Consider the following 21416-nt stretch of genomic DNA (forward strand, 5'->3'; position numbering starts at 1 on the left):
GGGCATATACCCTAACTATGCGACTCAACACTCAAGCCTAAGTTACTGATCCCTTGAGCAATTATATCGGCGCGTAACTCCTTCACAAACTCTTTGCTTATTTTATTCGATTTACAATACTCCAGCAGGCTCAACTGCGTTTCAATTTCATATTCCATTAGCGGGTCCTGCTTTATTTGCTCATTGCTTAGCTCACCCTCAGCCGAGGCTAAAATAAACGCTTCTACAGAGCCTTGGCTTAGCTTCGCAATAGTTACCGCCACCGCCTCATGTTCTTTGCTAAAACTCAGCAACATTGAGCTCAAGGCCATGCAGAAGTCTAAAGCAGGATAAACACCAAAGCTTTCAAAGTTGTCAACGTCTGGAATAATCTCTTCTAGCCTTTCAAGCTGCACCGGCGCGTTAAACTTGTTTTTAGGCGACATGCACCATTCCCATATTAAGTTTAATGTTGCTTGCGCCGCGGCGCCATCGCCAAAGCCAGTGGATTGGCTAAACAGCTGATAGTTAGGCAGCATACGCTGCATAAGTGCACAGCCAAATACAACATCGTTTGGGTAGGGTAAGTCGCGAATTTGGGCAAAGGTACTAAGTTTAGTGTCGCGCATTTTCATGTCCGTAAATCCTTTTTTAGTAAGCGGCAAAATGCCTGATGTAAGCTGAAATGCCGTTAAGCAGCATTTGTATCGCAATCATCACTAGTATCATTCCCATGAGTCGTTCTATAGCGCGTAAACCCTTGTCGGTCAGCAAACGATGAAAAGGTCCCGACAGTAGTAAAATGACCGAGGTTAATGCCCATGCTAATAGAAGCGCTAGGCTCCAATGAAGCATTTTGTCGGGCTGCTGGTTGGCCAATAAAATAAGCGCAGCCATAGTAGAAGGCCCTGCTACCAATGGCACTGCCAAGGGCACAATTAAGGGCTCTTCGCCTTCAGGCAAATCCATCACGCCACCTGGCTTAGGGAAAATCATTCTAATAGCAATGATAAAAAGGATAATACCACCGGCAATGCTGACCGTTTCTTGCTTAACTTGCAAAAACGTGAGTAAGGCGCGTCCACTAAACAAAAATACAAAAAGAATGAAAAGAGCAATGCACAACTCACGAAATATCACCCACGTTCTTCGTTTTGGTTCAATAGACTTTAGCACCGACATATAAATAGGCAGGTTGCCCAGTGGATCCATAATCAAAAAAAGTAGGGTTGCTGCCGATAATACTTCAAACATTAATTGTGCTGCCTTGTCACCATAATAGTTCGCAATTTACGCTAAGACTTTTACGTATTCGGTCGTTACATTCTTACTATATGATTTGCTGATGTACCTGGAGAACCAAATATCATTAATGTCAGTTCAAGAGGTCGCCAACTTCTTATCCGCTCAAGAAACACGGGTGCTGCGTCTTGAACGTCAAAGTTTGCTTCTATCAAGCGAGAAAAACGCCGAAAATAAGCCTCTATTTAACAAAGGCTTTATAGCTAAATGCCAAGACTTAGCCCAAGGTCTTGGCGGTCTTTAAACCTTGAAACACACTTCACGCACATTATGCCTTAAGCAAGGTATGTGCAATAGTGCGTATACCAATAGCAGTGCCGCCGGCCGGCATAAACTCAGTGGCATCACGGCTATATGCCGCGGCAATATCTAAGTGTAACCAAGCGCAGTTTTGGTGATCAACAAACCGTGATAGAAACCCTGCCGCGTTAGAAGCGCCACCAGCCCCGCCACCTTTTTGGGGACGACTATTTGCAGTATCAGCAAAGGGGGATGGACATTGTTCTTGATGCCATAGTTCCAAAGGCAAACGCCAATGCGGCTCATTGACTTGCTTGGCGGTAGCTAAAAACGCATCACTGGCCTCATCAGACAAACTAAACATCGCATTGTATTCACGACCAACCGCAGCCACTGCGGCTCCGGTTAACGTGGCTGCGTCAATAATAAGACCTGCTTTTGTTTCACTGGCTGCCATTAGGCCATCGGCAAGCACTAAGCGTCCTTCAGCATCGGTATTCACTATTTCTACGCGCGTGCCATTTTTATAGGTGATGACATCCCCTACTTTGTAAGCGTGTCCACTGATGAGATTCTCGGCGCAGCACAAGTACAATTTTACGCGCTTGTTTAAGCCTTGCATAATCGCTAAACCTAAGGCACCCGCAACCGTGGCAGCGCCGCCCATGTCGCATTTCATATCCAACATGCCTTCGCTAGATTTAATACTATAACCGCCGCTGTCAAAGGTTATACCTTTACCTACTAAGGCCACCGCTACATCGTCTGCTGCGCCGCTTGGATGATAATCAATTTCTAATAACACCGGTGGACGTACGCTGCCACGACCGACTTCGTAAATACCCATCCAGCCAGCTTGCTTGAGCTCTTCGCCAGTTAAGCGCTTTATTTTAAGCGTCGTGCTAGACACCTCTTTCAGCCAGTGCTCAACCTGATCTGCCAACGCTTCAGGAGGCATATCTTCAGGCGTTTGATTAACCATTTTACGCGTGAACAACAAAGCATTAAGGTAGTTTTCTAAATCCACTTTGTGCTCTGGATCGGCCCAGTCAAAATGACCGCTAAAATCAGAGCCACAAAAACTTTGCACGAAGGTAAGCTGCTGCTCAAATGTCCAAGGCCCTTTAAATTTGATATCGCTAACGCCGAGCGCCGCTATTTTACGCGTTGCTTTTTGTAATGCTCTTACCGGAAACGGCTGACTAGCGGGCAAATGCACAAGCGCACCCTCTTCTTTGAATGATACAAGGCTTGAAGATGAATAAGGCGCAGGCGCGACTTGTTCGCTAAGTTCTACTATAAAATACGACATTAATGCTCCACAATAGTGAATAAAATGAATATAAGGGCATAGAATAACAAATGTTTCAGTTTAGTTCAGCTTTAACGCAGGCGGTTTTAGTAAAACGTTACAAACGCTTTTTAGCTGACGTGGTGTTACCTAGCGGCGAAGTGATTACCGTTCACTGCCCAAATACCGGTGCGATGACCGGCTGTTGTGATCCTCATTCACGCGTTTACTTGAGTGAATCAAACAATCCCAAACGAAAATACAGGTATACGTGGGAATATGCAACAGACGCAGCCAGCCATAAAATTTGCGTTAACACAAACAATGCAAACAAAGTCGTTAAAAGCGCGTTAGCAGAGCATCGCATTTCAGCGTTAGGCCATTACGGCACTATCGTTCCAGAACAGAGATATCTTAACAGCCGCTTTGACTTTCTGTTGCAACAAGACGGCTATCCAGACTGCTATTTAGAAGTTAAATCTGCCACATTAGCCACCGGCACAACCGGTATGTTCCCTGATACTGTGACTAAGCGCGGTCAAAAGCACTGCAAGGAGTTAGCCCAATTGAGCCAGCAAGGGTATCAGGCAAAACTCTTGTTTTGTGTGATGCGCGAAAACATTCGCGATTTTATGATTGCTGAGAAACTAGACCCAGACTATGCCAAGGCAGTAGCGCATGCAAAAGCCAATGGAGTAGAAATATTGTGTTATGTCTGCGATTTAAGCACCACAAATATACACTTATCGCATCAAATACCCATAATTACGTAAATAAAGATTGCTTTTTTTTAAAATATGCCCATTCTACCGTCCTTGATTTTAATGCTTCGAATTTTATGCTAGTGGTCTGATTAAAAAGCTGCAACGTACAACTAGCCTTGCAAAGTAACTTACCGGAGCAGCTATTATCGCGTTAAAGTAGGTAGTAAAACTTGCGTTCATAACGGTTAATTTTTGGAGAATGGCCAAATGCCAACAGAAAATGCTAAATCAATTGGGTTACTAGCCCTTGCTGGATTATCTTCTTACCAGGAGAAAACTGGCGAGGAATATATGAATGATGGTCAAATTGATCACTTCAGAAGAATTTTGGCCGCATGGCGTGACCAGCTTCGTAAAGAAGTCGATAGAACGGTTCATCACATGCAAGACGAGGCGGCGAATTTCCCTGATCCGGTAGATCGCGCTGCGCAAGAAGAAGAATTCTCGCTAGAATTGCGTACCCGTGACCGTGAACGAAAGCTAATCAAAAAGATTGAGAAAACGCTTAAGCGCATTGAAGAAGACGATTTCGGATTTTGTGACTCATGCGGCATCGAGGTCGGCATTAAACGCTTAGAAGCAAGACCTACCGCCGATATGTGTATTGACTGCAAAACCATAGCCGAAATTAAAGAAAAGCAGCTGCAAGGCTAAGGTCTGTTCCACACCGAGAGCAAGCCCATGCTTGCTCCTTTTACCCGCGCTTGTAAAACATCAATCATAGCATAGAAAAAACAGGCTAATGAATGACAAACGCAATACGCTCACATCATACCCAAGATCTAGACGCTAACGCTGATGAGGTACGCCCTTATCGCGGCCGTTTTGCGCCTTCTCCAACCGGTCCGCTGCATTTTGGCTCGCTGCTATGCGCACTTGCTAGCTATTTACATGCCAAACAGCGCAACGGTGAGTGGCTGGTACGTATTGAAGACATCGACACCCCGCGCGTCGAAAAAGATAGCCCAGAGAAAATTCTAAGCGCATTGCAAGCCCACGGATTACGTTGGGACCTTGACATAGTATTTCAAAGTCAGCGCCAGCATATTTACAACACCTATTTGAGTAAGCTTGAAAAGGCTAATTCTTTATACGCATGTGCCTGTACCCGCAGTCAGATAAAGCTGCGATCGCCGTCCTACGATGGCTACTGTCGAAGCGCTGGTCTGCCTTTCATGGGAAATTCGGTGCGCTTTATACACACCACTAATAATAGCGAGTTTAGTGACCTATTTTGGGGCCAACAGCACATAAACACCAGTGTAGCGCGCGAAGATCCTGTATTGCGCCGGGCCGACGACATTTTTTGCTACCATATGGCGGTAGTGGTAGACGATATTGAACAGGGAATAACGCATATTGTCAGGGGCGGTGATTTAAGCGAAGCAACGCCGGTGCAACTATCCCTTTATCAAGCCTTAAAAGAGCCTACGCCTCGCTATATGCATATTCCAATGGTGGTTAAACGCGCTAACGTAAAGCTGTCGAAACAGCGTGGTGCACCGGCTATTGACAGCACAAAAGCGGTGGACAACCTTAAGCTTGCACTTGCATATTTAGGAATGGACAGGGGCGCTATTGCTCATTTAACGACTACTGCAAAAATATTACACTGGGCAATTGAACATTGGCAGCCCAAATTGATGCCAAAACAATCAGAACTTCTTATTTCGATTGAAAATGACGTATACTCAGCTCCACAAAGTATGTAGGCAATGTTTGTGAGGCTTAGGTATTGACAAAAATAGACAAGAAAATAAACAATAGGCTACTAAAGAAAACAAGCCCAAACAAATCAAGAGGCCAATGTGCAAAAGCTGTATCCTGAGGTGATCGAACGCGATGCTCACAGCATGCGAAATTCAGACTTAACACCCAATACATTAAAAGTGCTTCAAACATTAATCAGACATGGCTACAAAGCTTATGCAGTGGGCGGCTGTGTTCGCGATAAATTAATGGGCAAAGACCCGAAAGATTTTGACGTAGTGACCAATGCAACCCCCGACCAAATAAAAGCGTGCTTTAGAAACTGCCGCTTAATAGGCCGCCGATTTAGACTTGCTCATATTACTTATGGTCGCGAGATTATAGAGGTGGCGACCTTCAGAGGCCATCATGACAGCGCTGATATAATTGAGTCTGTGAGCGCTAATGACATACGCAGCGACGCTAAAAAACCACCGTCGAAGGTATCTAAACTAGACGTTTCAAGCAAAGCAATGCGCAAGGCTGGCGAGCTTTTATCAAGTAAAAGTGATACTGGGCAATTAACCCGAGATAATATTTTTGGCAGCATTGAAGAAGACGCAGCAAGACGTGACTTTACCTTTAACGCGCTGTATTTCGACGTAGAAGACGAAAGTATTTTAGACTTTGCTGACGGAATGGAATCAATCGGGACACGAAAAATTGTCATGATAGGCGATCCACAGCTTCGCTTTCGAGAAGACCCAGTAAGAATGATACGCGCTATTCGCTTTGCCTGTAAACTGCATATGCAGCTGCCGCTTGCACTGTCTAACAGCATAAAACAAAACGCCCATCTGATGACTAATATTCCACCGGCGAGGCTATTTGAGGAAGTCAGTAAGCTTTTGCTCAGCGGCTACGGTGCAGTCACATTTGAATGCTTATTAATGCATAACCTGCTCACACCGCTATTCCCCTTACTTACGCCATTGCTAACCGACGTAAACAGCAAAGAATATCAATTTGTGCTGCTTATGCTCAAAAATACCGACAATCGCATTCATAATGAACAAAGAATAACCCCTGCCTTTTTATATGCAGCATTTTTATGGTATCCCATGGAAGAGCGCGCACAAGAACGCATGTTTGATGCTGCAATGCCCTTACACGACGCTATAAACTTAGCCAGTGCAGATGTACTCTTTCAGCAAAGTCGGCGGATCATGATCCCCAAGCGTTTCAGTATACCCGTGCGGGAAATTTGGGGTTTACAACTGCGTTTACAAAAACGACAGGGGCGCCGATGCCTGCAGCTGCTAGATCACCCAAGATTTAGAGCTGCTTATGATTTTTTATTACTAAGAGGCAATGTGGAAGGCGGAGATTTATACGAGGCCGCGCAGTGGTGGACAAGTTTTCAAGAAGTCAGCGAAAAAGCGCGCATTAGCATGATAAATGAGCTGCCCAATAGCAGCCCTCGCAAACGCCGTAAAAGGAAAGCCGCGCCATGATGTCAGATGTCGCCTACATTGGCTTAGGCAGTAATATTGAAAATCCACAAACGCAAATTAATACCGCGCTTGTGAATATGCAGTCACATGAACAAATAAGTATTCAACTTTGTTCGCATTTGTATGCCAGTGCGCCTATGGGCCCTCAAAATCAGCCTGACTATGTTAATGCGGTGGTTAAAATTACTACCGGTTTAACGCCCATAGAATTGTTAGACGTACTGCAAGAAATAGAACAGCAGCACGGCCGTAAACGCGTTGGTGAAAGATGGGGACCACGCTCGTTAGATCTCGACATTATTTTATTCAATAACCTTAACATGGACAACGACCGACTCACCTTGCCTCACTATGGCATGGCGCAGCGAGAGTTCGTCATGGTGCCCTTGTTTGAAATAGAGCCTGATATGATCATGCAAAATGGTAAAACAATCGCCTCGTGGGTGGCAGACTGCTCGTTTGCACACTTAAGGCGTCTGCCCGGCAAAATAGACCTGACGTCTTTAATTATATCCACACAAAAATTATAAACTTAGGGAAAGCAGTATGAAGAAGCACAACGTTACTAGCTTACTAAAAATGAAGCAAGCACATGAAAAGATTGTCGCCTTGACCGCCTATGATGCCAGTTTCGCCCAGTTATTTGACCAGCAAAATGTTGAAGTCATTCTTATTGGCGATTCCTTAGGAATGGTATTAAAGGGTCAAGAAGATACCTTGTCCGTCAGCGTTAAAGACATTGCTTATCATACTAGATGTGTTCGCGCCGGTGCTAAAAAAGCCTTCGTAATTGCAGACATGCCTTTTATGAGCTATCCCGATGCTAATTCAGCCTATAAAAATGCCGCCACATTAATACGAAGCGGTGCCAGCATGGTTAAACTTGAAGGCGGCGAATGGCTGCTTAACACCGTTGCAGGCCTTGTTGAGCGCTCTGTTCCGGTGTGCGGACATTTGGGCTTAACGCCGCAATCGGTGCATGTGCTAGGCGGTTTTAAGGTGCAAGGACGCGAGCAAAACCAAGCTGAAAAACTGATTAACGAAGCACTAGCTTTAGAAGCAGCCGGCATACAACTGCTGGTACTTGAATGTGTGCCTTCAAGCTTGGCCAAATTGATTAGCGAAAAACTCACCATCCCCGTAATTGGCATAGGTGCAGGGCCACACACCGACGGGCAAATACTGGTAATGCATGATATGCTGGGGGTAAGCGCCAACTATATGCCCAAGTTTTCAAAGAACTATTTAAACGCCACGGGCAGTATATCAGGCAGTGTAAAGCAGTATATTAGCGAAGTTAAATCCCAGACTTTTCCGGGCCCAGAGCACAGCTTTGATTAGCATAAAGCGCTTATTTTTCAGTTATTGAAAGCGTACTCACCGCTACACAGTGTTTAAGAGAACAAACGTTTATGAGAGTGATTCAGGATATAGATGCTTTACGCGAAACGCGCAGAGCATGGCGCGCCAGTGAAGAAGAGATTGCCTTTGTACCCACCATGGGCAATTTACACAAAGGTCATTTACGATTAGTTGAAGAAGCGAAAAAGGTCTCATCAAAGGTTGTGGTGTCTATATTTGTCAACCCACTGCAGTTTGGTCCTGATGAAGATTTAGACGCCTACCCCAAAACCTTAGAAAATGACACCGCCGCCTTAGCAGCGCTAGACGTAGACGTGCTGTTCATGCCCAAAATCGACGATATTTACAGCCGCGGCATAGAGCAACAGACCTTTGTAGAAGTCCCCGGCTTATCGTATATGATATGTGGTGCAAGTCGTCCCGGTCACTTTAGAGGCGTTGCCACAATAGTCTGTAAACTGTTTAACATGGTGCAGCCTAATCACGCATTCTTTGGTGAAAAAGACTTTCAGCAGCTGCAGGTTATCAAGGCCATGGTCACCGACTTGTCCATGAATTTAATCATTCACGGCATACCCACACAGCGCCACGAAGACGGCTTAGCAATGAGCTCTCGCAATGGATATTTAGACCATGAACAACGCGCAATATCCCCCTTGCTGTACCTTGAGCTGTGCGCGCTGCGCGATCGCATTAAAGCTGGGGCTAGAAATTTCAGCGAGCTTATTGTAGCGGCCAAACAGCGCTTATCTGACGCTGGCTTTAACCCTGATTATATTGAACTTCGTAGTGCACAAACACTCATGCAAGTAGGCCACGAAGACAAAGATTTGGTTATTTTAGCCGCTGCCTTTTGCGGTAAAACAAGGTTGATCGATAACTTACGTTTTGCTATTTAAACGAAAAGACTGCCCAGTGCTACTTGTTCGCCAATAGTGTCGCGGCAGCTTTTGCAAAATAAGTCAAAATGCCGTCAGCGCCTGCGCGCTTGAAGGCTAACAAAGACTCCATTATAACCGCATCTTTATCAAGCCAGCCATTTTGAAACGCCGCTTGGTGCATCGCATACTCGCCACTTACCTGGTACGCAAACGTAGGCACCTTGCATTCACTTTTGCAACGCCTAACTAAATCTAAATAAGGCATGCCTGGTTTTATCATGACCATGTCGGCACCTTCATTAATATCTAGGGTGATTTCTAGTATTGCCTCATCGCTATTAGCCGGGTCCATTTGGTAGCTTTTTTTATCGCCACCTTTAATATTGCCAGCGGAGCCTACCGCGTCTCTGAAAGGTCCATAGTAGCTAGAGGCATACTTAGCAGAGTAGGCCATAATACAGGTATTTACAAAGCCTTCAGCTTCTAAAGCTTCTCTAATAGCACCAATTCTGCCATCCATCATATCAGATGGCGCCACTATATCGGCGCCTGCACGAGCGTGTGACAGTGCTTGCTCCACCAGTACGTGAATGGTCTCATCGTTTAACACGTAGCCACTATCGTCTATTATGCCGTCTTGCCCGTGAGTGGTATAAGGGTCTAGTGCTACATCGGTGATCACGCAAATGGTATCACCATACTTTTCCTTTAAGGCGCTTACAGCAAATTGCGCAAGACCGCTAGGGTTAAACGCTTCGTCGCCCTGCAGGGATTTTTTATCTTCACCTACCACGGGGAATAAGGCAAAATGCTGAATGCCTAAAGCCAGGCATTCACCCACCTCATCAATGAGTAAATCGACACTGAACCTCGATATATCTGGCATTGAGCCTATTGCTTGCCTTGTTTTTTGCCCTGGAATAACAAACATGGGGTAAATTAAATCATTGACCGATAGTGCGTGTTCAGCTACTAAGTTTCGTAGCGCTGATGTACGTCTTAGCCGGCGGGGACGCGTGAGTAACATGCCTGACATGCAATATTTCCTTAATACAATGAATCCAACCATAGTATACCTAAGATACCACTGTATTTCGTCCTTTGTGTTTGGCTAAATACAGATTTTTATCCGCTTTTATTACCAAGGTTTTAGATTCACTCGCGTTTGCTAAGCACTTACTTGCTAAACCGGCACTGACGAAAAAAAAGTCCTTGTTTTGGTCATTGTCCCAAACTTATTCATTATCATTGTAAATGGATTATGCGGATGTTAACTAAAAAACAAAGCCTGTGCATTTTCAAATGCGTGTTTCTCTATCAGCGATATATCTTGGTTAATGATTAGCGATAAAGCTTGCGCAATATGAGGCAAATAACAAGGTTCGTTTTTCGACTTTCGTGGTTTAAGCGTTTTGGGAAACAAATAAGGGGCATCTGTTTCTAGCAATAAACGTGAAAGCGGCAACTCTAAGACTGCTTCTCGCAGTGCCATACCTCGTTTGGCATCACACAACCAGCCGGTAATTCCCACATAGCAGCCCAAAGACAGATAATCTTTTAGCTGCTGCGCAGTTCCTGTAAAACAGTGGACAACCATAAATTTAAGCGAAGGAGCATACTGCTCAAGCAGTGTCATTTGTTCATCAAAGGCGTCTCTTTCGTGCAAGTACACGCCCATGTTGTTGTTAACCGCAATGTTTAACTGCTGTTCAAATGCATATAGCTGCTTAGATTTACTTGAAAAATTACGATTGAAATCTAAACCGCACTCGCCTATTGCTGATATATGTTTATCGGTAATTAGGGCATTTAGTTTAGTCCAAGATTGCATTGTTGCCTGATCGGCGTAATGCGGGTGAATACCTGCGGTACAGGCGAGTTTTATGTTATTTATTAATTGTTTATCAAGCGCACTTTCAAAAATATTTGCGCTACTAACACCCAATTTATGCTGTTTACATAATGCTAACGCTTGCTCAGATTCTTCAATGGAAGATGAGATAACTAGCAAGTGATTAACGTCTGCTTTCGCACTACGAAGCAACACCTCTGCTAGCGCAAATCTTGCATCGGTCAAGTTTACGCCAGCGTCAATCCAACTCATTTTATTGCGTTCGCCTCACACGTATTCGGCGATTACTATCTACCTCAGACAGGTAGAATGCGCCCAAAACACCTTTCTCAATAGTAACAATATCGCCTTGCCTTATTGTAAGACGGCTCTGATCGGTATGGCGCCATACTTGGCCGTTACTCAGAATAAGGCTTGCAACCCCTAGTGCATTTTCGTTTATGGCGCTTACGGTGCTTTGAATTTCGTTTACCGCGTCTTGTGTATTAGTCTTTAGGGCTTGTGAACCAAAGCTGTCATGGGCAGTGTTGGCAATGACTTGTCTATTCGTAGTCGCGGGCACCCTTGATGTTTCTTTTGAGAACCGCACGTCAGCTTTACCTGATGGGTTCATTAATGCCTGTGCGCGTTTGTCGATATCGTCGGTTTCTCTCTTTGCATTTTCGATAACACTTTGTGCTCGGGGCGTTGGATCTCCTTGTATATTTTCAGGCGTTTGTTCATTGTTTTGTTCTGCAAACAGCCGATCAAAGCAGCCTAAGCGCTGCATATTGTCTTGGATCAAGTGACAGGCGCTGTCTTGGTCCGATTGAGCACTTAGCGCAGGGCCCGAAAACCCGAGGCTAAGCAGCATGGCACTAGCCCAAAAATACATCAATCTAGGGGTGGTGTTTACTGTCATATTTACATCCTATTACGAGTTCTGGTCATTCTTTTTTTGTGTATCATTAGGTACATCGTCAGATGAACCTTCATCTGTATTTCTATTTTCATCTGTGTCAGGGGCGTCGCTTTTCTCGTCAGGGTCGCCTCGTTTACCCGAATATAAACCGCCTATAACGACCCCAATTTCAAACAGAATCCACATGGGAACAGCCAGAAGCGTTTGCGAAATAATATCAGGGGGTGTTAGTAACATGCCAACGAAAAATGCGCCCACAATCACGTAAGGCCGCTTTTTTGCAAGTTGCTCAGCCGTGGTCACACCCGTCCAACACATTAAAATAACCGCAATGGGAATTTCAAAAGCCAAGCCAAAGGCGAAAAACAGTTTTAATACAAAGTTAAGATAACTCGAAATATCAGTGCTTACTAAAACCCCTTCAGGCGCCACACTGTTAAAAAACATGAAGGCCAACGGGAATACTACGAAGTAGGCAAATGCCATCCCCAAGTAGAATAGTATGGTACTACTGGCGAGTAAAGGTGCCACTAGCTTTTTTTCACGCTTGTATAGACCAGGCGCTATGAAGGCCCATATTTGATAAAGAACAAATGGAATTGCGACAAAAAACGAGAGCACTAAGGTGAGTTTGAATGGGGCTAAAAATGGCGATGCTACATCGGTAGCAATCATGCTTGCGCCCTCTGGCAGACTCGCCACTAGAGGCATTGCTACATAGCGATATAAGTCTTGTGCAAAATAAACCAAACACAAAAAAACGACGAAAACCGCCATGAGCGCTTTAAGTACCCGTGATCTTAGTTCTATTAGGTGACCAATTAAGCCGCTAGATTCACTCATCGGTTTTGCCGAGTGGCTTGGTGACTAAATTTTCTGATGCCTTAGATGCTTTACTAGGGGCATTAGGGGTAATACTACTATCATTTGTATCGATTAGGCTGGCATCGTTCGTATTGTTAGATTTACTATCTACAACACTAGGTTCTACGGATGAATTTTGATTGGCAGTAACATGCTGTGCATCAGTGTCTTGATGAGCATCTGCGTCTTGTTGACTACCAGTATCTTGTTCTTTATTGCCCCTTTGGGACTGAGTTAACTGCTGGCTTGACTGCATCGTCTTATTTTTATAAGGCTTACGCACCGATGCAGCCGCTTGTTTAAGTTCATTAACGGACTTTTGCAGATCTTTACCCAAGCTTTCCATGCCCAAGCTTTCCGCTTTTTTCAAATTGGTATGCAGTTCGTGGGCGTCAAGATGGCTAGCAACTTCTTGTTTAAAGCCATTGGCAAGCTCTTTTACACTGCGAATACCGGATATTAATGAGCGGATTGCCCCAGGCAGCCGCTCAGGCCCTAAGACTACTAAGGCCATTACGCCAATAACCAGCATTTCCCAGAAGCCAATGTCAAACATAATTTATTCTTTATCGACTGGCTTCTGCGACTTTGGCTGCGAGGTTTTACCTGTGGCAGACTCGTCGGTTTTTACGGCGGGTTTAGCTAAGGATTCAAAGTCTGCATCTTCTTTCGTGCTTTCGCTTGCGTCATCTTTGTCATCGTCTTTTACCGCTTTTTTGAAGCCTTTTAAGGCTGAACCCAAATCAGAGCCTACATTTTTAAGCCTAGAGGTTCCAAACAGTAAAATTACGACGGCTAGCACAATTAAGGCTTGCCAAATACTAATGCCCATGTCGATCCTTAAAAAATAGATGAAGAAATATGATGGCTATATAAGATAGCGATAAAGGTAAATTATTCGTCAATATTTGCAAGTACACTTTTCTAAACTTGCACATTTATTTGGCTGCTAAATTGCTTAACTGATTGCATAACTACCTTTCGTATGGTGGTATTATACCTAGAACTAAATGAATATCACTGGCTTTGCTACTTGTGTGGCAAAATAATTTACGTCAACAAACAAGATGTACCAGAAATAGCGCGGTCATGCATACATATTTATCTAAGTTGACAATTTTTTTATTACTAAGTTTCTTGCTAAGCGCTAACGCATTAGCAAACGAAATCCAAAGCAAGGCTGAAAAGCTTAGTGACGAAACGCGTAAAGATGCAGCCGGAGCAGAAATGCAGGCAAATAATGAGCAAATAGTTGAGCAATATAACAACACACAAAGCAATCAAAACGATAATGAAGGCCAGCGTTACGAGTTTTGCGGCGAGCTAGGCTGGCTGAATAACAATTATTGCTACTTAAACTACGGCGTTGACGCCACCGCCATTACCATAAACAACTGGTTTAAACATGAAGGCGGTGACAATTTAACCCCAGCGGCCACCAAGGGTCGACTGCGCTTTGGATGGGAACCACGTTCGGGCGATTTCAGCGAACTAGACTTTCGTTTTAGAATTAGGGTTAAGTTGCCTGCCTTAGAAGACCGCGTAGAATTGTTGTTGTCAGACGATGAAGATGATGTCAGGCAGCAGGCTGTTAAAGCGGCGCGCAGCTCCCAACTAAGAGGACGTGATCAAACTGTATTAGCGGTGCAGTTTAAAAACAGCGCAACCGACAAATTATCGTACCGCGTTGGTTTTGGCAGGGGCAGTCAGCTATACACCCGCGCCCGTTTTTCTGACCAGCATCGCTTTACTGGGGCCTCATCACTTCGATATTTTGCAGAAACAAACTATTATTCAGGCGACAAACTTGGATTTGAAGCAAACGCTGAATATGGCTTCGTGTTTGACAGTTCATCAACGTTTGAACTTGGCAACAGCTTTCGTTTCAGAAATAAATCGAGCGATTGGATATGGCGGCACGAATTTAGATACTTACGGTTAGGAGATGATGATACAAGTTATTTGTTTACTGCCTCGGTAAATGGTGCCTCTAAGCCTTCTTATCGAAAGCAGCAAATGTTTGTGAGTTTGCGATATAAGCGAAAGATCTTGCGTGAGTGGCTGTTTTTAGAAATAGAGCCTTTCGTGCTGTGGCTGCGCGAAGAAAACTTTAGAGCGTCACCAGGGATTGCCATACGCACTGAAATTCATTTTTCGACCTAGCATGCTATTTGGCGTGATAAAAACACCTCTGCTTACTTGAAAATATACTTTTATTCCTACAACCTCAGATCAGTTTGATGGCAAATCGCTAATTGCTTCCATTGTGTATAAAGATTTTCCAGGGTAGCAAAATCAGACACTTGGTAAAGTTGACAGAACATAACCGAATCAATCAACACAAACTAGTGCTCAAGTTCTTGCAGTATCAGGCGTAACCGACGCGAATTGGGAGACATAGTCGCACCAAACAACTGCATTTTTTTCATTGCCATAGCCTACATATAAAATGCAAATTAAACACTAAAACTCGAACCGCAGCCGCAGGTTGTGCTCGCATTTGGATTGTTCACGAAAAAGCGTGAACCTTCAAGTCCTTCGGTATAATCAACGATACCGCCTACTAAGTACTGCAGGCTCATTGGATCAATCACCAAAGTAACGGTTTGATTTTCGATGGTCATGTCACCATCATTTACTTTCTCATCGAAGGTAAAGCCATACTGAAATCCAGAACAGCCTCCTCCGGTCACATACACTCTAAGTTTAAGCGCTGGGTTTTCTTCTTCTGCAATGAGGGTTTTAACTTTACCTGCCGCTGCATCAGAAAACTCGATTGGCATTGCCACTTCTACTGACATTGTTAACTCCGTATCTTTCGTTATTGCTCACTTTCTAGCAAAAGGCCATGCTCATTATCTACATGGGGGCGAACCGAAAGAAGTAAATGAAATAATTAATATTGATTATCTAGTACTTGAGTGTGTTAATCAAGTATTGACTGGGCTTCGCTAAAGGCTTCCTGCCATTTTATAGTGGTGGTGTAACTGCCTCGCTTCTTCCTATATTTGTACACGTCGGTGTTTATATCCAAACGCTCAGGCATAAAGCCTTCAGGCAGTGTTATGCTAGTGTCAATGACTTGAAAATATTTAAACGCAAATGCCAGTGGGATTTTAGGTTCATCTTGCAGCGCGTCGATACTAAAGCTTACTGGCTTGCCGTGAGCACTACCATGGCTCTGCATTGCCAGCTCGCCTTTTATAACGGCTTTAATATTCTCGTGCTGAAGTAATACCATTTTAATGGCATAGTTACGTTCACTCAAGGTTGGGAGAATTTCCATGCGCTGCACCAAAAAACCATCCTGCGTCATTTCAGGCGCCATTACCCGCTGATAAAATAAAATCTGCTCTTTTAAAGTTTGTTCACGTTCAACGCTATCTTGTATACTTTGCTTAGCGTGCTCTTGGGTTAACTGCGCAATGTCTAACTCTACTTTAAGAACATTATATTGGGACTGTAATCTTTCGTTCTCATTGCTTACATTCCCTAAACTCTTATTCAATACTCGGTTTTGGGCCTGCAAATTTGCTTGATTCATATTTGCAAACGCGAAACCAGCATAAAAAATAAAGCCTATTATTATCAGCAACAAGCTGTAGAAGCGCACAAAGCCCAATTTTTCACGGTATTTTCGTAATTTCAAGCTCTCTCCTAAGCATTTTTTTTGTGATATAGTTTGTAAAATATACCGCCTAACAAGCTGCTTATTGTGCGTTTACAATCGTTACGGCTAACGCTGTCTATTCCTTCAACTTCTGCAGCTATGCATGGCTGGCCTAGCAGCGGGGCTGGCAGCAGCCGCTGCGGTAACAATACTCTTTAGACTGTGCTTAGAGGCCTTGCAAGGCGCTTTACTAGGCTCAGTTGGTAATTATAGCGCATTGCCAAGTCGGCAACTATGTTATTCTTACAGCTGCTGTACTTCACGCGCCACTTGCAGCGCTTTCAGCGCTAGTGGCGTTGCGCTTTACTCAGCAAATAATATTGCCCGCAATAAAATAGACAGTTTATCTGATCAAAATACCTTAGCCGAAGTGTACGAACTATTGTATAAAAAGCGTCATGGAGGCGTAGCTATTATATCGTCTGATGAAAAAACATTGGAAGTGGAACAGATGAGCGCAATGAAAACCATGCGCAAGGTACATTATGCGGTATTATTACTTGGAAAATGTTGCATACCTATTTACTGCGACAACAACATTAACACACACTTTTTAGGGCGCGTGTTCGAATATTGTCGTTCGCACAATATAAGCGCTCAGTGTAAAAGGCAAAGAGGAAAGGCACTATGCTTTTGTGGTACAAAGCACTACACGTATTTTTCATGATTGCTTGGATGGCAGGTATTTTTTATTTGCCACGCTTGTTCGTCTACAACGCTCAATCACAAAGCAGTGAAGTAAAAGCGCAGCTTAATATTATGCAGCGCAGGCTCTGGTTTTTCGTTACGCCGTTTGCCCTGCTTACGCTCGTGTTTGGCGTATTACTAATTTATTCCTACGGCTATCAGTGGTTTGCGTTAAGTCTTTGGCTACATGTTAAACTCGCCATTGTTGTGCTGTTTTATATATATCACATGTATTTGTATGTGCTGATGAAACGCTTTTCGAATAATGCGAATACCCATGGCCCTAAGTTTTATCGTTTTTTAAATGAGGCACCGGTGCTAGCGCTTCTAGCCATTGTTATACTGACAATTGTGAAGCCTTTTTAAGATTTTAAATTATTTTCTTTTTGAAAAGTTGCAAACTGCTTAGGTAAATACGTCGATAACTCGTCCGAAATGGACACGTATTTAAGCAAAGTGTCTTTTAGGCTTTTAGCAATTATCGGCAGATTTTGAGCCAATAACTTACCACTACCATCTTTTGTATTTGCCTCCTCAATGGCTCTTGCAGGGTCGGCGAATACCTATCAACAAACTTCTAAACTGATGCTAGCGTGCAAGCCACTCATTTGGATCTAGGGCCTTCCCTTTGTGCCTAATTTCAAAGTAGAGCCCAGCGTTTTCTTGACCACCACTGGTGCCTACTAAACTGATTGCCTCGCCGCTTTGCACTATTTCACCCGCGTTTTTTAGCAATGCCTGATTTCGTCCATACACGCTCATGTAGCCTTTACCGTGATCGATAATAGTGACCAGCCCAAATCCTTTTAACCAATCGGCGTAAAGCACCACGCCGTCAGACACTGTGTTTACTGCCGCTCCCGATTCACCGTTAATAATAATGCCTTTCCAACGCACGGGTCCCTGCCGGCGTTGACCAAATAAATTTTGTATTTGGCCGCCTGTAGGCGCAATTAACAGCCTTTTTTTTCCACTTAATCCAACTAAGTCAATATCGTCTCTTTCAAGCGTTTGCTGGGCGGCAATTTCAGCCTGCTCAATCGCTGTCTGCAGGTCATTTTCCTGTTCTTGCAGTTGCGCCACTCTTGCTTGGTCGCTTCTAATTTGTTTCTCTAGTGCTTCGAAGCTTTCAACGCGTTTTTGCTGTTGACTGCGCAGCACAGAAGATTGACTAGTCTGCTTGTTCAGCAAACTCGCAAGCTGAAGCTCTTGTGAATCAAGCTCTTTTTGTACACGCTCAAGCGCCTCAATCAAGCCTCTAAATACCGCTATCTGCGACTGCCGGGCCTTGTTTAAATAATAGTAATAGGTGAGAACACGCTCAAATTTACCTGCCTCTTCTTGATTAAAAATCATTTTGGCAAAGTCATTGTCACCTGCCATATAGGCGCTTCTTAACTGACTGGCTAAAGCACTTTGTTGATTACGCATTCTGGTGCGAATAGATGTTTGTTCAGCGCTTAAATTGCTTAGTTCAGTGCGCGTTGTGCGCAGCTTCTTATCGGTTTGATTGAGTAAGGTCGTTGTTTGCGCTATGTTCAGTTTAGCTAGTTTTAATTCTTGCTGTAAACGCTCAAAGTCTGCCAGTTTTTTATTCAACTGGCGCTGCGTTTGCTCAATCAAATTTTTGATTGTCTCAAGCTCTGCGCTGTCGGAGACGTTTTGCGCTTCCCACTGCGCCCATGCAAAATGGCTACCCGATAGGGATAGCGTCGCAGCGAGCATAAACGCTCTGAAGTGGCTACTTTTATTACGCACGAAAAGCAGACTACTTTAGTGTCACAATAGGTGTGCCTGTCATTTGTGTTGGCTGCTCCATTCCCATTAAATGCAACATCGTAGGGGCGACATCACTTAGCGTGCCATCGTTTCGTGTAGTTGCCGCACGACCAAAGTAGATGAACGGAACCGGTTCACTAGTATGCGCGGTGTGAGCTACGCCGGTATTGGGGTCTTGCATCTGTTCAGCGTTGCCATGATCAGCTGTAATTATACACTCGCCATGGTTGCGGCTTAAGGCCTCAACCAAACGGCCTATGCAGCCGTCAACTGCTTCACAAGCCTTAACAGCCGCTTCAAAATTCCCAGTGTGCCCAACCATATCACCGTTGGGGAAGTTACAAATAATCACATCGAAACTGCCTGCGTCTATCGCTTCAATGAGTGCATCAGTCAGTTTCTCTGAATTCATTTCTGGCTGAAGATCGTAGGTTGCCACGTCGGGCGATGGAATAAGGATGCGTTTTTCACCTTCGTACTCATCTTCTTTACCGCCACTATAAAAAAACGTGACGTGAGCAAACTTTTCTGTTTCTGATATTCTTAACTGGGTTTTATGGTGGCTAGACAGCCATTCTCCCATTGAATTAACGATATCTTGTGAAGGATAAGCCACCGGCGCTTTTAAGGTAGACTCGTATTCAGTTAGCATTACAAAGTTAATATTGGCTTTTGAGTCTCGGGTGAAGCCCTTGAAATCTTGAGTAATTAAAGCGTGCGAAAGTTCGCGCGCACGATCCGCTCTAAAATTCATAAACAACACGGTATCGCCACTTTGCATACCACTGTAGTCACCAACCACGGTGGGTTTCACAAATTCATCAGATTGCCCACGCGCGTATGACTCAGCGACGCCCTGCTGGGCAGAATGTGTATGAAATTCAGCGTCACCGTTTACCAGCATGTTATAAGCTAGTTCAACCCTATCCCAGCGATTGTCTCGGTCCATGGCGTAGTAGCGGCCAATCAGAGTGGCTATTTGTGCGCCTTTAATACTGCTTAAGACTTGTTGCGCCTGTCCTACAAATTTTTCAGCGCTTTGTGGAGGCGTATCGCGGCCGTCTAAAAAACCATGTAAGTAAATTTTACTAACGCCGCGCGCGCTTGCTAATTCCGCCACTGCCATTAGATGATCCTGGTGTGAATGCACACCGCCATCGGACAGCAGGCCCATAATATGCAACGCTTTGCTATTTTTCGCTGCACTGTCAATCGCCGTAGTAAGTACCTCATTGTTAACAAAGCTACCGTCTTCTATCGCTTTGGTTATTTTCGTAAAGTCTTGATAGACCACACGCCCGGCGCCAAGATTTACATGCCCTACCTCAGAATTACCCATTTGCCCCGGCGGTAAACCCACGTCAATCCCTGAGCCTGAAATTAAGGTGCTGGCATATTCGCGCGTTAGTCTATCTAGATTAGGGGTATTAGCACAGGCCACGGCATTGTTGGTTTTGTCTTCTTTGTAACCCCAGCCGTCTAAAATAAATAGTGCGAGTGTTTTTTTCTTCAGCGTCATAAAATTCCTTAATCTCAAAGCAAAATACGTTGTTAAGCCCCGTGCAAGAAGTGGTGCAAAATAGAATTAACATACATCAATATATATATACCCTGCTAATTTAGCAGTTATTTGCCCTACCTTAAATAAAAAGTAAATTGAATACACACTAATCCACCTTAATTGGGTGTTATTTGTATGAGGTTTATATATAATTCCGCTTTTAGTCGTATTAAAACATTACAGTGAGATAACGTTTCATGGATTCAACACTTCTCGAATTTGCAAAAGACCAAATACTATTAACTGGATTATGGATCGCTTTGGTGGCTATGCTAGTGTATTCATTCGTAGCGCCTATTTTGTCAAAAACTAAACGCGTCAATAATCATGAAGCCACATTACTCATTAATAAAGAAGACGCTATAGTGCTTGATATTCGCGTGGCAAAAGACTTTAAAGCAGGTCACATCATCGATTCGAAGCAGTTAAAGCCTGAAGAAGTCCGAGAAGGCAACTACATCAAGCTTGAAAAATATAAAAACCAACCCATTATTGTAGTCTGCGCAATGGGCAACCTTGCAGCAGGTACGGCCACTAAAATGGCCAAAGCTGGGTTTAACAAGGTGTATGTACTGACCGGCGGCATGAACGCATGGCAAGGTGCAAGTTTACCTGTAAGCAAATAATTTAATGAACACAAAAGCGCTTGAATGTGGGCTTGAGCCAAGGCTAAGCGAATAGTCAATGCGCGAATATTGGAAATAGAATGCAAAAAGTTGAAATATATACCAAGGGCTACTGCCCATTCTGCACACGCGCCACAAGCTTACTAAAAGCAAAAGACGCAGATTTCACCAATTTTGAAATAGACAAGCAGCCTGAACTGCGTGGCCCAATGATTGAGCGTGCTAACGGTCAGTCAACAGTACCGCAAATTTTTATTGGCGACACTCATGTTGGCGGCTGTGACGATTTATTCGCACTTGACGCAGCAGGCAAACTTGACGCTATGCTTAAAGGCTAAGGCATTTAAATTGATAAACGGGTGAGCGAGGCTGATATGTTCTCGCCCGTTAACGACATTAACATCAGGTACACTAAAAAGTGTACGTATATAGAACTACATAATGGGAAATAAAT

At 44.0% G+C, this 21416-nt stretch carries 25 protein-coding genes and 1 pseudogene; 13 read left to right on the forward strand and 13 right to left on the reverse strand.

Annotated elements, in window-relative coordinates; translation table 11 throughout:
- Nucleotides 1-11: 11 nt before the first annotated feature.
- Together GPUN_RS12815 and GPUN_RS12820 are read right to left on the reverse strand one after the other, a co-directional pair.
- Nucleotides 12-614: a YjaG family protein gene (locus tag GPUN_RS12815; RefSeq protein ID WP_006007488.1), complete on the reverse strand. Its 603-nt coding sequence runs from the start codon at nt 612-614 to the stop codon at nt 12-14.
- Nucleotides 615-630: 16 nt separating this feature from the next.
- Nucleotides 631-1233 (reverse strand): YhgN family NAAT transporter, encoded by a 603-nt coding sequence (locus GPUN_RS12820; RefSeq protein ID WP_006007493.1) that lies wholly within the window; start codon nt 1231-1233, stop codon nt 631-633.
- A 118-nt stretch (nt 1234-1351) separates the two neighbouring features.
- Here GPUN_RS12820 and GPUN_RS12825 point away from each other — a divergent pair, with 118 nt between their 5' ends.
- The gene (locus tag GPUN_RS12825; RefSeq protein ID WP_006007495.1) at nt 1352-1525 is read left to right on the forward strand and encodes a hypothetical protein; all 174 of its coding nucleotides are present in this window, start codon (nt 1352-1354) and stop codon (nt 1523-1525) included.
- 24 nt (nt 1526-1549) lie between these two features.
- On the opposite strand, the gene pepB is transcribed toward GPUN_RS12825, so the two are convergent.
- Nucleotides 1550-2833, reverse strand: a complete 1284-nt coding sequence (gene pepB / locus GPUN_RS12830) for an aminopeptidase PepB (RefSeq protein ID WP_006007496.1) — start codon at nt 2831-2833, stop codon at nt 1550-1552.
- Nucleotides 2834-2883: 50 nt separating this feature from the next.
- Between pepB and sfsA the strand changes: the two genes are divergently transcribed.
- From sfsA to panC, 7 genes are all read left to right on the forward strand, one after another.
- The gene (gene sfsA / locus GPUN_RS12835) at nt 2884-3585 is read left to right on the forward strand and encodes a DNA/RNA nuclease SfsA (RefSeq protein ID WP_006007498.1); all 702 of its coding nucleotides are present in this window, start codon (nt 2884-2886) and stop codon (nt 3583-3585) included.
- Between the two features lie 198 nt (nt 3586-3783).
- Nucleotides 3784-4230, forward strand: a complete 447-nt coding sequence (gene dksA / locus GPUN_RS12840; protein WP_040521147.1) for an RNA polymerase-binding protein DksA — start codon at nt 3784-3786, stop codon at nt 4228-4230.
- A gap of 92 nt (nt 4231-4322) precedes the next feature.
- Complete coding sequence (gene gluQRS, locus GPUN_RS12845; protein WP_006007503.1) at nt 4323-5288, forward strand: tRNA glutamyl-Q(34) synthetase GluQRS; 966 nt, start codon at nt 4323-4325, stop codon at nt 5286-5288.
- Between the two features lie 96 nt (nt 5289-5384).
- A complete protein-coding gene (pcnB, locus tag GPUN_RS12850) occupies nt 5385-6779 on the forward strand; it encodes a polynucleotide adenylyltransferase PcnB (RefSeq protein WP_006007504.1) in 1395 nt (464 codons plus the stop codon).
- Nucleotides 6776-7309 (forward strand): 2-amino-4-hydroxy-6-hydroxymethyldihydropteridine diphosphokinase, encoded by a 534-nt coding sequence (folK, locus tag GPUN_RS12855; RefSeq protein WP_006007506.1) that lies wholly within the window; start codon nt 6776-6778, stop codon nt 7307-7309. Before pcnB ends, folK begins: the two co-directional genes overlap by 4 nt.
- Before the next feature lie 16 nt (nt 7310-7325).
- The gene (gene panB, locus GPUN_RS12860; RefSeq protein ID WP_006007508.1) at nt 7326-8120 is read left to right on the forward strand and encodes a 3-methyl-2-oxobutanoate hydroxymethyltransferase; all 795 of its coding nucleotides are present in this window, start codon (nt 7326-7328) and stop codon (nt 8118-8120) included.
- A 71-nt stretch (nt 8121-8191) separates the two neighbouring features.
- Entirely contained in the window at nt 8192-9040 is an 849-nt protein-coding gene (gene panC, locus GPUN_RS12865) for a pantoate--beta-alanine ligase (RefSeq protein ID WP_006007509.1), read from the forward strand.
- Nucleotides 9041-9059: 19 nt separating this feature from the next.
- On the opposite strand, the gene hemB is transcribed toward panC, so the two are convergent.
- The 6 genes and pseudogenes from hemB to tatA all read right to left on the reverse strand — a co-directional run bounded on the left by hemB (nt 9060) and on the right by tatA (nt 13471).
- Nucleotides 9060-10058: a porphobilinogen synthase gene (gene hemB / locus GPUN_RS12870; RefSeq protein ID WP_006007511.1), complete on the reverse strand. Its 999-nt coding sequence runs from the start codon at nt 10056-10058 to the stop codon at nt 9060-9062.
- A 234-nt stretch (nt 10059-10292) separates the two neighbouring features.
- Nucleotides 10293-11126 (reverse strand): TatD family hydrolase, encoded by an 834-nt coding sequence (locus tag GPUN_RS12875; protein ID WP_006007513.1) that lies wholly within the window; start codon nt 11124-11126, stop codon nt 10293-10295.
- A 1-nt stretch (nt 11127) separates the two neighbouring features.
- Nucleotides 11128-11775 (reverse strand): hypothetical protein, encoded by a 648-nt coding sequence (locus GPUN_RS13775; protein ID WP_006007515.1) that lies wholly within the window; start codon nt 11773-11775, stop codon nt 11128-11130.
- Nucleotides 11776-11787: 12 nt separating this feature from the next.
- Nucleotides 11788-12618, reverse strand: a complete 831-nt coding sequence (tatC, locus tag GPUN_RS12885) for a twin-arginine translocase subunit TatC (protein WP_006007517.1) — start codon at nt 12616-12618, stop codon at nt 11788-11790.
- Between the two features lie 280 nt (nt 12619-12898).
- A pseudogene (gene tatB, locus GPUN_RS14685) lies at nt 12899-13195 on the reverse strand (Sec-independent protein translocase protein TatB); the annotation flags it as partial.
- Nucleotides 13196-13198: 3 nt separating this feature from the next.
- On the reverse strand, nt 13199-13471 hold the full coding sequence (gene tatA, locus GPUN_RS12895; RefSeq protein WP_006007521.1) for a twin-arginine translocase TatA/TatE family subunit: 273 nt from the start codon (nt 13469-13471) through the stop codon (nt 13199-13201).
- Between the two features lie 257 nt (nt 13472-13728).
- On the opposite strand from tatA, the gene GPUN_RS12900 reads away from it, so the two are divergent.
- Complete coding sequence (locus tag GPUN_RS12900; RefSeq protein WP_006007523.1) at nt 13729-14802, forward strand: hypothetical protein; 1074 nt, start codon at nt 13729-13731, stop codon at nt 14800-14802.
- Between the two features lie 293 nt (nt 14803-15095).
- On the opposite strand, the gene erpA is transcribed toward GPUN_RS12900, so the two are convergent.
- Nucleotides 15096-15440 carry an iron-sulfur cluster insertion protein ErpA gene (gene erpA / locus GPUN_RS12905; protein WP_006007525.1) on the reverse strand — a complete coding sequence of 115 codons (345 nt, stop codon included), beginning with the start codon at nt 15438-15440 and terminating at the stop codon, nt 15096-15098.
- A 125-nt stretch (nt 15441-15565) separates the two neighbouring features.
- Nucleotides 15566-16288, reverse strand: a complete 723-nt coding sequence (locus tag GPUN_RS12910; protein ID WP_006007534.1) for a DUF6776 family protein — start codon at nt 16286-16288, stop codon at nt 15566-15568.
- A gap of 124 nt (nt 16289-16412) precedes the next feature.
- Between GPUN_RS12910 and GPUN_RS12915 the strand changes: the two genes are divergently transcribed.
- Together GPUN_RS12915 and GPUN_RS12920 are read left to right on the forward strand one after the other, a co-directional pair.
- A complete protein-coding gene (locus tag GPUN_RS12915) occupies nt 16413-16976 on the forward strand; it encodes a BTB/POZ domain-containing protein (RefSeq protein ID WP_040521150.1) in 564 nt (187 codons plus the stop codon).
- Nucleotides 16937-17362 carry a CopD family protein gene (locus GPUN_RS12920; RefSeq protein ID WP_040521151.1) on the forward strand — a complete coding sequence of 142 codons (426 nt, stop codon included), beginning with the start codon at nt 16937-16939 and terminating at the stop codon, nt 17360-17362. The genes GPUN_RS12915 and GPUN_RS12920 overlap by 40 nt, the downstream gene beginning before the upstream one ends.
- Before the next feature lie 222 nt (nt 17363-17584).
- Here GPUN_RS12920 and GPUN_RS12925 read toward each other — a convergent pair whose 3' ends face one another.
- Both GPUN_RS12925 and gpmI read right to left on the reverse strand, forming a co-directional pair.
- Nucleotides 17585-18754 (reverse strand): murein hydrolase activator EnvC family protein, encoded by a 1170-nt coding sequence (locus tag GPUN_RS12925; protein ID WP_006007543.1) that lies wholly within the window; start codon nt 18752-18754, stop codon nt 17585-17587.
- A 10-nt stretch (nt 18755-18764) separates the two neighbouring features.
- Nucleotides 18765-20294 carry a 2,3-bisphosphoglycerate-independent phosphoglycerate mutase gene (gpmI, locus tag GPUN_RS12930; protein WP_006007545.1) on the reverse strand — a complete coding sequence of 510 codons (1530 nt, stop codon included), beginning with the start codon at nt 20292-20294 and terminating at the stop codon, nt 18765-18767.
- A 239-nt stretch (nt 20295-20533) separates the two neighbouring features.
- On the opposite strand from gpmI, the gene GPUN_RS12935 reads away from it, so the two are divergent.
- Together GPUN_RS12935 and grxC are read left to right on the forward strand one after the other, a co-directional pair.
- Nucleotides 20534-20962: a rhodanese-like domain-containing protein gene (locus GPUN_RS12935; RefSeq protein WP_006007547.1), complete on the forward strand. Its 429-nt coding sequence runs from the start codon at nt 20534-20536 to the stop codon at nt 20960-20962.
- Between the two features lie 80 nt (nt 20963-21042).
- Nucleotides 21043-21300 carry a glutaredoxin 3 gene (grxC, locus tag GPUN_RS12940; protein WP_006007549.1) on the forward strand — a complete coding sequence of 86 codons (258 nt, stop codon included), beginning with the start codon at nt 21043-21045 and terminating at the stop codon, nt 21298-21300.
- Nucleotides 21301-21416 lie beyond the last annotated feature (116 nt).

This window comes from Glaciecola punicea ACAM 611 (assembly GCF_000252165.1).
GTDB classification, from domain to species: Bacteria; Pseudomonadota; Gammaproteobacteria; order Enterobacterales; family Alteromonadaceae; genus Glaciecola; species Glaciecola punicea.